Source organism: Bradyrhizobium sp. P2_E8 (assembly GCF_056403875.1).
This window is the reverse complement of the sequence record NZ_JBFUES010000225.1, coordinates 1-8,765: the sequence shown is the minus strand read 5'-3', so window position 1 is coordinate 8,765 and position 8,765 is coordinate 1. Positions and strand designations below refer to the sequence as shown.

Genomic DNA, 8,765 nt, shown 5'->3' with positions numbered 1-8,765 from the left:
GTTGTAGCCGGGGAATCCGGTGGCCTGCTCCGAAATCACGCCAAAGCCCGCCGAGTGATGGTTGCGGCCGGTGATGAGGGCGGCGCGCGTCGGCGAGCACAACGCCGTGGTGTGGAAATTCGGGTAGCGCAGCCCGTTTGCCGCGATCCGATCCAAGGTCGGTGTCGGAATGACCCCGCCGAAGGTCGAAGGGGCGCTGAAACCCACGTCGTCGGTCATGATCAAGAGGATGTTCGGAGCGTCCTTCGGCGGCACCACTCGCGCCGGCCAGGCCGGCTTCGACTGCAGGGCGTTCAGGTTGATCTCGCCCTGGAACGGCGCGGACGGCGGCGGCAGATAGCGGCCATCGATCGTGGTCGTGGCGCTAGGCGAGCCGGGCGTCCCGGTGGTTTGCTGCTGGGCGAAGGCCCCCACCGCCGTCGAGCACAACAACACGGCCGCCAACATCGCGAACGTACCGATCTGAAAGCTTGGCTTGGTCTTCATGATCTGGTCCTTCAACTGCCGCTCGTCAGCTATCGCGACCGATGACGCTGAGGCACAGATGGGAGGAACGCACAGCTCTGCGTTGATCTAAATCAATGCACTTCCGCTACGGGTCACAAGCTGCCCTTGGCAGGCTGCTTCACCTTGGTCGGCTCATCTCCGGGCAGCAGACATTGCGGCTCTGCGGGCGAAGGTCGGCAACGGGCCATGAGCCGACATCGCTCCAATCAAGCGGCGATACCTGTCAGGCTCCTTAGCGGCCGTAGGGGAAGCAGCGGTTGCGATCGAGTGTGAGACCGAAATGCGCTCCCAGTGCAGCGATGGCCGCGTCCTGCTGAGGATAAGGATCGGCATTGGATGCGGCAACGATGATGATCCGGAACCCGCCGCGATCCTTGCCACCCGGTGGCAGCATCGCTGTAGTTAGTGCATTGCCCTCCCTGTCGCGCAGCGTGAGGAAAAGCGGCATCTCTCGCTGTACATGGGCCTCGAGGCCGATGTCGCGCTCGATCGCGTTGGGCCGCTCGGGACGCCAGGACTGGACTGCCTTCTCCCGCTCGCGGCGGAAATATTTCTCAACTGTGTGGTCCATCAGGCGCGACTCATGCATCGCTTCACCTTCCGTCTCGATACGGAACCAGGTCTTGCCCTTCGGCGCGTCGCAAACATACTGCATTTCGCCCGTCCTGCGATCGCCGCAATTCTAGGGCGGCGGGCCTGCAAAGCCAATATGAGACTAGCTCCCGTGTATAGCGCTGCACGATCAGAGGGGCTAAGAGTTCTTGATTGGACGTTGAAGTTCTAGCGAGCCCAAACAATACTAGGTCGACCGGAATAATCCTCTTCAAGGAGCGTCCCGATGCCTGATGTAAGGGAAAAGCAACGCGAAGCCCGCCGGAAGATCATTCGCCAATGGGCGAAGCTTCCGAAGGATAAACGGCAGTCTGTGCAGGGGATTTCTGAATTCGCCAGGACCGCCGCTCAGCAGAACGAGGACGCATTCGTCCGCAGTCGTCGCGATCCGTATCAGAAGATCATGGGATGGCTATTGCCGCGTGCTCATCTCTGAACGACTGCGTCCTCTGCACATCCTTCGAAGTCGACACCGAAATTTCGGCAAAATCATCGAATGTCCTGCCYTGTCCGAACCCCCGGCAGGGCCGTCACAAAGCGACGAGATAACTGTGAAGCTGAAAACAACCATCATCGTCGCAGCGCTGCTAGCTGCAACGGCTGCACATGCCGAGACGATCGATCTGAAATGCTGGGCGCGGGGCCTTACGGGTACCGAGCGCAACTCGGTCTACATAAACGGGGAACAGGTCACCGTTAATCTGGACGAGGGGACGATGCACTCTCGGACATTCGGAAGCAATTTGGCCGTCCACGTCACGGATACGCACTTGTTCTTTGAGACGGCGCTTACACTCGGCAACATTTGGCAACATCTGTTCGACCCGACCGCTGTCTGGCAAGGTTTCATCAACCGCGTCGACGGCACGTTTAAGGCGCATAAACGCGACGGTACTTTCGTCAGCGGGTACTGCCAGCTGGTCGGCTGAACCTGCCCATGTCGCAGATGGGTCAAAAGCTGCGGTAGGCCCTAAGCTGAACCGACGCCCGGTTTGTCCCTGAGAGCCGACATGGGACGGGCTCGAGCGAGCTTCGGCTAAGGGCCTAAAACGGACTTCGCGGTACCAAGCTTAACAATGGCTCAAGCGACGCATGTCCAGTCCTGAATTTACGCTTTGGATGGACTGACATAACTCTGCTACGTTGACCCTGTTACGAAGACGGGGCGAAGTAAAATGGGCACACGAGCCGGAGCATGTCTTCGTTTAGCAGTATTGGTTACGTGCGTTTGCACGAACGCCGTCACGATGGCACAAGAGTTGGTCAGGTTCGACAGTGCTCCAGTCCGCCTTGGCCAGCTCCAGCTGCGCTTGGCGCGCGAGCGTGGCGAAGCCCCGAAGGCGGCGGATACGATCGAGGGCTACCTCGCGAAACCTGAGGGCAACGGCCCATTCGCAGGCATTGTGTATCTCCATGGATGCGATGGACATGCGAAAGATGACCGAAAGTCCATCGCTCAATTCGTGACCGGTTTGGGGTATGTGTCACTTGCAGTCGATAGCTTTGCGACCCGTGGCATCAAGGACGCCTGCACCAAACCGCTGCCTGCCTTGATGCTTGCCCGCCAAGGTGATGCCTTAGGCGCTCTATCCTATCTTTCCAAACTTCCTTTTGTCGATCCTCAACGTATCGCTGTCCTTGGAGGATCGATGGGTGCAATGGTTGCGCTGCAATTAGCGTCGACCCACAACGTGGAAACATTCGACGCTCCTCGGGATCTAAAGTTCAAGGCCGCGGTGGCCTATTATCCCCTGTGCAGCGTTGCTTCTGAGGAACTCATCGTTCCCACATTAATCCTGATCGGCGAACTCGACGACTGGACGCCTGCGAGGGACTGCGAACTTTGGATGAAGAGACGGGCCGACAGGGGTGCACCCGTCAAGCTGGTCGTCTATCCCGGTGCCTATCACGCCTTTAGCGTCCCGGCTTTCGCCGACGGCAGGGAAATGCACGGGCACTGGCTCAAGTACGATGCGGAAGCGGCCAGGAAGGCAGTCGAGGAGATGCAGAGTTTCCTCTCTGCTCAATTTTCCCGTTGAGTGACAGCGAAGCGAACGCCCCCATTCGCGGCTTGGAGCAGCTTCCGCTTTGGGTCAAACCGAGAAGAACTCACGTTCAGCAAAACGGGTCCGCTCTTGCCCTGAATGCGGACAAGCATTTCCGTCCAGCAAGGACTTGCGAGCGCAAGAGCGACGCGGCGTCAGATAGATCAGAGCAGTCCCAGCCTCTTCCTTACAATTGTCTCCTCGGCCTCCTCCATGAGGAGCCTTAGCTGCCTCGACGGCGGCATTTTTTCGAGGTCCTCTGCATAGCGCTGCCACTCCTCCAAATTGTCCCGAGGCGATGGCGGATCGATCAAGCCAGCAAACGGCGGCAACAGTTGAGCCACGGTTCGGCGGAATACGAATTAATTAGACTCGCGCACATTGGAAGCGTCCAGTTCCAACATCACCGTTCAGCCTTCGGCCTCCATCGGTGACTGTGAGTTCTGTGGCGCTCACGCCTGATCCAGCGTGAGAATCATGCCAAAAAGCCCCCGCCTCCCCGCTGCCCGAAGTGCCGCAAGCCGATGCGATTCGTGCTCCATAAGACCGGCGGCCGGAAGTTTCAGTGCCTCGATTGCGGCGAGGAAGACCCGCTGAAGTCCCGAGGGGTGGCGAGGCTGCTCACCGGCGAATTGAAGCCATTGGAAAGGCCGCCTTTTCGAAGGTGATCAATATTGATCAGACATACGCCGTCGGCGGTTGTCTAATATTCTGCATGACAATGGCCGATCACTGGCGCGAGCTATTCCAAAGCGCAGATACACGAGGCGCGTGCCCGAGCTGCGACGTGATGCCAAGGCTCGTTCGAGAGGTACTTGATCCCCGCACGGGTAAGACCATTCGGATGTTCGAATGCCAATGCGGAATCCGAGGCAAAGCGGCCACCGATTCCGACGGAAGGCGGCCAGCGATTCCGATCGAAAGCGGCCACCCAATCCGAACGAAGGCGGCCACCCTGTTGATAGGGTGAGACGGGGGGCGTTGTCGGCAATCTGAACGGGGCAAGGTCCCTCCTTTTGCGGTTCACGCAATGGGAGGTCCGATGCCCGCCGAGAGATTGCCGATGCGGAAGATTCGAGAAGTTCTACGCCTGAAGTATGCCTGTGGGGTGAGCGATCGGGTGATCTCCCGATCGGTCGGGATCGGTCGCACGGCGATCGCGGAGTATGTCCGCCGCGCCGCGGTGATCGGCATCACCTGGCCGATACCGGAGGAGCTCGACGACACAGCACTGGAGCGCAAGCTGTTTGCGCCAGCCGGCTACAACCCGCCGCGATCGAAGCCGCTTCCGGATTGGGGGCATGTCCATGCCGAGTTGCGCCGCCGCAGCGTAACGCTGGCGCTGCTGTGGGAGGAATACCGCGGCCATCATCCCGACGGCTACGGCTACAGCCGGTTCTGCGACCTCTACGTCGAATGGCGCCACGGCATCACGGCGACCATGCGGCAGACCCACGCGGCCGGCGAAAAGCTGTTCGTGGACTTCGCCGGCGATACCGTGCCGGTGTTCGACGGGCTTACCGGGGAGGTGCGCGCCGCCAAGATCTTCGTCGCGGTCATGGGAGCGTCGAACTACACATTCGTCCAAGCCCGGTTCAGCGAGGCGCTGCCCGACTGGATCGGCGCCCATGTGGATGCGCTCACCTTCCTGGGCGGAGTGCCGAAGGCGCTCGTCTGCGACAATCTGAAGGCCGGGGTGACGGTGGTGAGCCGCTACGAGCCAGGCGTCAACCGGACTTACCAGGATCTTGCCACCCATTACGGCACCACCATTATGCCGGCGCGGCCCCGCAAGCCGCGCGACAAAGCCAAGGTGGAGGCGGCGGTTCTTATCGTCCAGCGATGGATTTTGGCGCGGCTGCGCAACCGGCGCTTCTTCTCGCTCGCCGAGTTGAACGTTGCGATCCGCATCCTGGTCGACGAACTCAACGCCCGCCTGATGCGCAAGCTCGGTGCCAGCCGCCGCGAGTTCTTCGACACCATCGATCGTCCGGCCCTGATGCCGCTGCCGGCCGAACCCTATCAGTACGCCGAATGGCGTCGTGCCCGTGTAGCGCCGGATTACCATGTCGAGGTTCAGGGGCACTTCTACTCGGTGCCATCTCGCCTGATCCGCCAGGTCGTCGAGGTGCGGGCCACCGAGGCAACCATCGAGGTGTTCCATCGCGGCACCCGGATCGCCAGCCACGCACGCTCAGGCGTCAGGCGCCGCCACACCACGATCCCCGAGCACATGCCGAGCGCACATCGCCGATACGCCTTCTGGACGCCGGCACGTCTGCTGGCCGCCGCCGAGAAGATCGGTCCGTCCACGATCGCGCTGTGCCAGGCGATCATGCGGACAAAGCCCCATCCCGAGCAGGGCTTCCGATCCTGTCTCGGCATCCTGCGGTTGGAAAAGACCTATGGGACGCAACGTCTGGAAGCCGCGTGCCGCCGTGGGATCAGCATCGGCTCAGCGAGCTATCGGTCGATCGCCTCGATCCTCAAGACCGGCCTGGACAAAGCCTTCCTTCCCGACACCGCCCCCGAGGCCGATCCCATCCAGCACGGCAACATCCGTGGCCGCGGCTACTACCACTGACCACCAACAAGGAGACCTTATGCTCAGCAACCACACCCACGAACGTCTCGCTGCTCTCGGGCTCGCCGGCATGGCCAAGGCCTTCGACGATCAGCAACGCCAACCGGACGTTACCGCGCTGACCTTCGAGCAGCGCCTCGGCCTGATGATCGATCGCGARGCAACCGAGCGAGAGAACAAAAGGCTCATCGTGCGCCTGAAGTTCGCCTCGCTACGGCAGGCCGCAATCGTCGAAGATGTCGATCTGCGCGCTCCGCGCGGCATCGACCGCGCCTTCTTTGCCAAGCTCGTCGATGGCGATTGGATCAGCCGCAAGCAAAATTTGCTCATCACCGGGCCGACCGGCGTCGGCAAGAGCTGGATCGCCTGCGCACTCGGCCACAAGGCATGCCGCGATAATCGATCCGTCTTATATCATCGCCTGCCAAGGCTGTTCGAAGCTCTTGCGCTCGCCCGCGGGGACGGACGCTATGCGCGGCTCCTCAAGACACTATCGAGGGTCGATTTGCTCATCCTCGATGATTGGGGCCTCGCACCGCTTACCGGCGAGCAGCGTCGCGATCTCCTCGAAGTCGTCGACGATCGACACCAGCGCGGATCGACCATCATCACCAGCCAGGTGCCGATCGAAAATTGGCATGAGGTCATCGCCGACCCGACCATCGCCGACGCCGTCCTGGATCGGCTCGTCCACAATGCTCACCGCCTCACACTCAAGGGAGACAGCATGCGAAAGATCACTGCGCAGCGCGCCAATCTTGACGCAGCCAAGAAAACCTGACCCAACTCCTCATGCCGGCAACGACACTCCGGCCGCCTTCGTCGGAACAGGTGGCCGCCTTCGATCGGAATGCATGGTCGCGTTCAATCGGAATCCCTGGCCGCAATCCCCGGAATCCGCAGTGAAATCGAGCCGGATGCCAGGATCTTCCAAGTCCCGGACACGACGGCTCACGGCTGATTCGTGGATCCCCAATGCCAATGCAGCCTTACCGAAGCTGCCCTGATCTGCTGCAGCGAGAAAATATTTGACCTGACGGATCTCGACCATTGAGATCGCGCTCCAGCGTACAGGTAAATTCATATCTAACTACATGATTACTTGCGTTTGATAAGCAAGGCTCCCCCTGGCCGCAGAACGCAATGGCTCCATTCAAGTCGACGGCTGTGCAGGAGGTGGATTATTCACAGGGGCGCGCCAAATGCCGCGGCGTTCTCGCTCGCCCATTTGCTGAATGTGCGAGCGCCGTGCCCGAGCAATTGCTGCACGATATCCGTCGATGGTCCCGGCTGACGAATGCACTCGGCAAGATAGCCAAGCATCCTGTCTGGAATCTCCTCGGGTGCGCCTTGGCGGATCATGGCCTCCCGGATCTGCTCAGGCGCAATCTCCTGCCAGGACAACGATGCTCCAATAGCGTCGCCGATCAGGCGCACCTGATCACGTTGCGACAGCGACTCAGGGCCGGTGAGCGCGTAAGTTTGTCCTGCGGATTCTGCCTTGCGCAAAGCTCGCACCGCAACAGACGCAATGTCGCGCGGATGGATTGGGGAAACGGCGGCGTCACCATATGCGCCCCGCACGACGTTGCCTGCGCGAATTTGAGGAGCCCAGATGAGTGCGTTCGACGCAAATTGGGAACAGCGGAGGAAGGTCCATTGCAGACCGGAGGCGCGCACCGTTTCCTCAAATCTCTTGAATTCTTCGGCGAAGCGCTCGTAACCACCGCCGTATTCCACGGTAACGGCGGAAACTCCCACCACACGTTTCACGCCCTGATTTGCCGCACGCGACAACAGCTCGGCGGTTCCGTGTCCAACCGCTCGTGGGACAAGAAAGATGGCGTCGACATCATGAAACGCGGGGGCGATTGTCTCCGGCTGAGAAGGATCGCCTATCACGAGCGAGGCGGCGGCAGGCAGCACCGTTTGACCGGCATTGCGCGTCACAGCCGCTACTTCGACGCCTTCCGCAAGTAGCATCTTCACGAGTTCGCGTCCGACGTTGCCAGTCGCTCCAGTTACAAGAATCATAGTTACTTCTCCAGGTTTGTAAGCACCCGTAAGTCCCGACGCTAAGATCGGCGCAAGACGCTAAAGTGGCCGTCATCAACGAGGGTAGCGGTGTGCCGCATCTGGAGTGACGGTCCCTGTGAGCTCGACAGCCCCAAAATGCCGCCGGCACCCGTTTGCTTTGGTCAACGCTACCTCGATTAATCTCCACGTGTGCGTTCGCGAGGGACGGGTAGGACGTTCCGCAAGCATGCCGCCCGCGTGTCAGGTTCGCAGCCTCGCTGAGACCGCCTCGCGGCCATCGACGGACGGTCGACCATATTCAGCCCCGGCATTGTCATCGCGCGTCCTTGGATCGAGATGCCGAAACAGAAACGCGCGTTGATGGTCGAATGCATCGTCAAACCTGCCAAGAAATGCCTGGTAGTGCCCTCCTTGCAAGCGAACGAGTTCGCCTTTGGGCGCTTCTTGCGCTGCAATGATTGCGGGTCCCGGCGGCGAAGCGTTGTCGTTTTCGTATATGAGAACCTGCAGCGGGCAGCGCGTTTGGCTGGCATATTTACCTGGCCGGTAGAACGAGACGCGCAACGCCGAGCTCGCGGCAATTGCTTGCTTCCAGTCAGGATATTTGTTGCCGGGATTTACGGCACGGTCAACCACGCACGGATGCACTGGCAAACGCCGCAGTTGAAGGAACTAGGACTATTTCGAATTCACACAGGGCTTGGAGCGGCGGACATGTCCATCCACATCGCTTCCCAGACATGGCCGTCGGGATCCGCCAGATTGCGATTATACATGAAGCCGTAATCTTGCTTCGCATTAACGTCCGCGGTCCCGCCGTTCGCGGCGGCGGCCTCGTTCATCGCGTCGACGTCCTCCCGCCTGTCGCACGACAATGCGAGCATAACCTCGCTCGAGTTCGAAGGCGGAATCGGGCGGGTGGTAAAGGTCTGCCATTTCGCGTGTGTGAGCAGCATAACGTGGATGACGTCAGTCAAGAC

11 protein-coding genes are annotated in these 8,765 nt (G+C 60.4%); 5 read left to right on the top strand and 6 right to left on the bottom strand.

Annotation, left to right across the window (positions count from 1 at the left end; all coding sequences use genetic code 11):
* Both AC1D00_RS14970 and AC1D00_RS14965 read right to left on the bottom strand, forming a co-directional pair.
* Nucleotides 1–447, bottom strand: a 447-nt coding sequence (locus AC1D00_RS14970; protein WP_477011199.1) for a sulfatase-like hydrolase/transferase, incomplete at its 3' end; no start/stop codon positions are given.
* Nucleotides 448–739: 292 nt separating this feature from the next.
* Nucleotides 740–1,162 carry a hypothetical protein gene (locus tag AC1D00_RS14965; protein WP_135179434.1) on the bottom strand — a complete coding sequence of 141 codons (423 nt, stop codon included), beginning with the start codon at nucleotides 1,160–1,162 and terminating at the stop codon, nucleotides 740–742.
* A gap of 183 nt (nucleotides 1,163–1,345) precedes the next feature.
* Here AC1D00_RS14965 and AC1D00_RS14960 point away from each other — a divergent pair, with 183 nt between their 5' ends.
* From AC1D00_RS14960 to istB, 5 genes are all read left to right on the top strand, one after another.
* Nucleotides 1,346–1,555 carry a hypothetical protein gene (locus tag AC1D00_RS14960; RefSeq protein ID WP_135179433.1) on the top strand — a complete coding sequence of 70 codons (210 nt, stop codon included), beginning with the start codon at nucleotides 1,346–1,348 and terminating at the stop codon, nucleotides 1,553–1,555.
* 115 nt (nucleotides 1,556–1,670) lie between these two features.
* Entirely contained in the window at nucleotides 1,671–2,048 is a 378-nt protein-coding gene (locus tag AC1D00_RS14955; RefSeq protein WP_477011198.1) for a hypothetical protein, read from the top strand.
* A gap of 381 nt (nucleotides 2,049–2,429) precedes the next feature.
* Nucleotides 2,430–3,158 (top strand): dienelactone hydrolase family protein, encoded by a 729-nt coding sequence (locus AC1D00_RS14950; RefSeq protein WP_477011197.1) that lies wholly within the window; start codon nucleotides 2,430–2,432, stop codon nucleotides 3,156–3,158.
* A gap of 1,048 nt (nucleotides 3,159–4,206) precedes the next feature.
* Entirely contained in the window at nucleotides 4,207–5,748 is a 1,542-nt protein-coding gene (istA, locus tag AC1D00_RS14945; protein ID WP_007599102.1) for an IS21 family transposase, read from the top strand.
* A gap of 19 nt (nucleotides 5,749–5,767) precedes the next feature.
* Nucleotides 5,768–6,529, top strand: a complete 762-nt coding sequence (istB, locus tag AC1D00_RS14940) for an IS21-like element helper ATPase IstB (RefSeq protein ID WP_007592724.1) — start codon at nucleotides 5,768–5,770, stop codon at nucleotides 6,527–6,529.
* Between the two features lie 9 nt (nucleotides 6,530–6,538).
* Here the strand turns inward: istB and AC1D00_RS14935 are convergent, their stop codons facing one another.
* The 4 genes from AC1D00_RS14935 to AC1D00_RS14920 form a co-directional block, all read right to left on the bottom strand.
* Complete coding sequence (locus tag AC1D00_RS14935; protein WP_477011196.1) at nucleotides 6,539–6,799, bottom strand: helix-turn-helix domain-containing protein; 261 nt, start codon at nucleotides 6,797–6,799, stop codon at nucleotides 6,539–6,541.
* A 134-nt stretch (nucleotides 6,800–6,933) separates the two neighbouring features.
* Nucleotides 6,934–7,782: an SDR family oxidoreductase gene (locus tag AC1D00_RS14930; RefSeq protein WP_477011195.1), complete on the bottom strand. Its 849-nt coding sequence runs from the start codon at nucleotides 7,780–7,782 to the stop codon at nucleotides 6,934–6,936.
* Nucleotides 7,783–8,025: 243 nt separating this feature from the next.
* Nucleotides 8,026–8,421 carry a hypothetical protein gene (locus AC1D00_RS14925; protein WP_477011194.1) on the bottom strand — a complete coding sequence of 132 codons (396 nt, stop codon included), beginning with the start codon at nucleotides 8,419–8,421 and terminating at the stop codon, nucleotides 8,026–8,028.
* 53 nt (nucleotides 8,422–8,474) lie between these two features.
* The coding region (locus AC1D00_RS14920; protein ID WP_477011193.1) for a VOC family protein at nucleotides 8,475–8,765 on the bottom strand (291 nt) is incomplete at its 5' end.

Coding starts and splice junctions, on each gene's coding strand:
- AC1D00_RS14965 (WP_135179434.1), bottom strand. CDS start 1,162: ATGCAGTATGTTTGCGACGCGCCGAAGGGCAAGACCTGGTTCCGTATC.
- AC1D00_RS14960 (WP_135179433.1), top strand. CDS start 1,346: ATGCCTGATGTAAGGGAAAAGCAACGCGAAGCCCGCCGGAAGATCATT.
- istA (WP_007599102.1), top strand. CDS start 4,207: ATGCCCGCCGAGAGATTGCCGATGCGGAAGATTCGAGAAGTTCTACGC.
- AC1D00_RS14930 (WP_477011195.1), bottom strand. CDS start 7,782: ATGATTCTTGTAACTGGAGCGACTGGCAACGTCGGACGCGAACTCGTG.
- AC1D00_RS14935 (WP_477011196.1), bottom strand. CDS start 6,799: ATGGTCGAGATCCGTCAGGTCAAATATTTTCTCGCTGCAGCAGATCAG.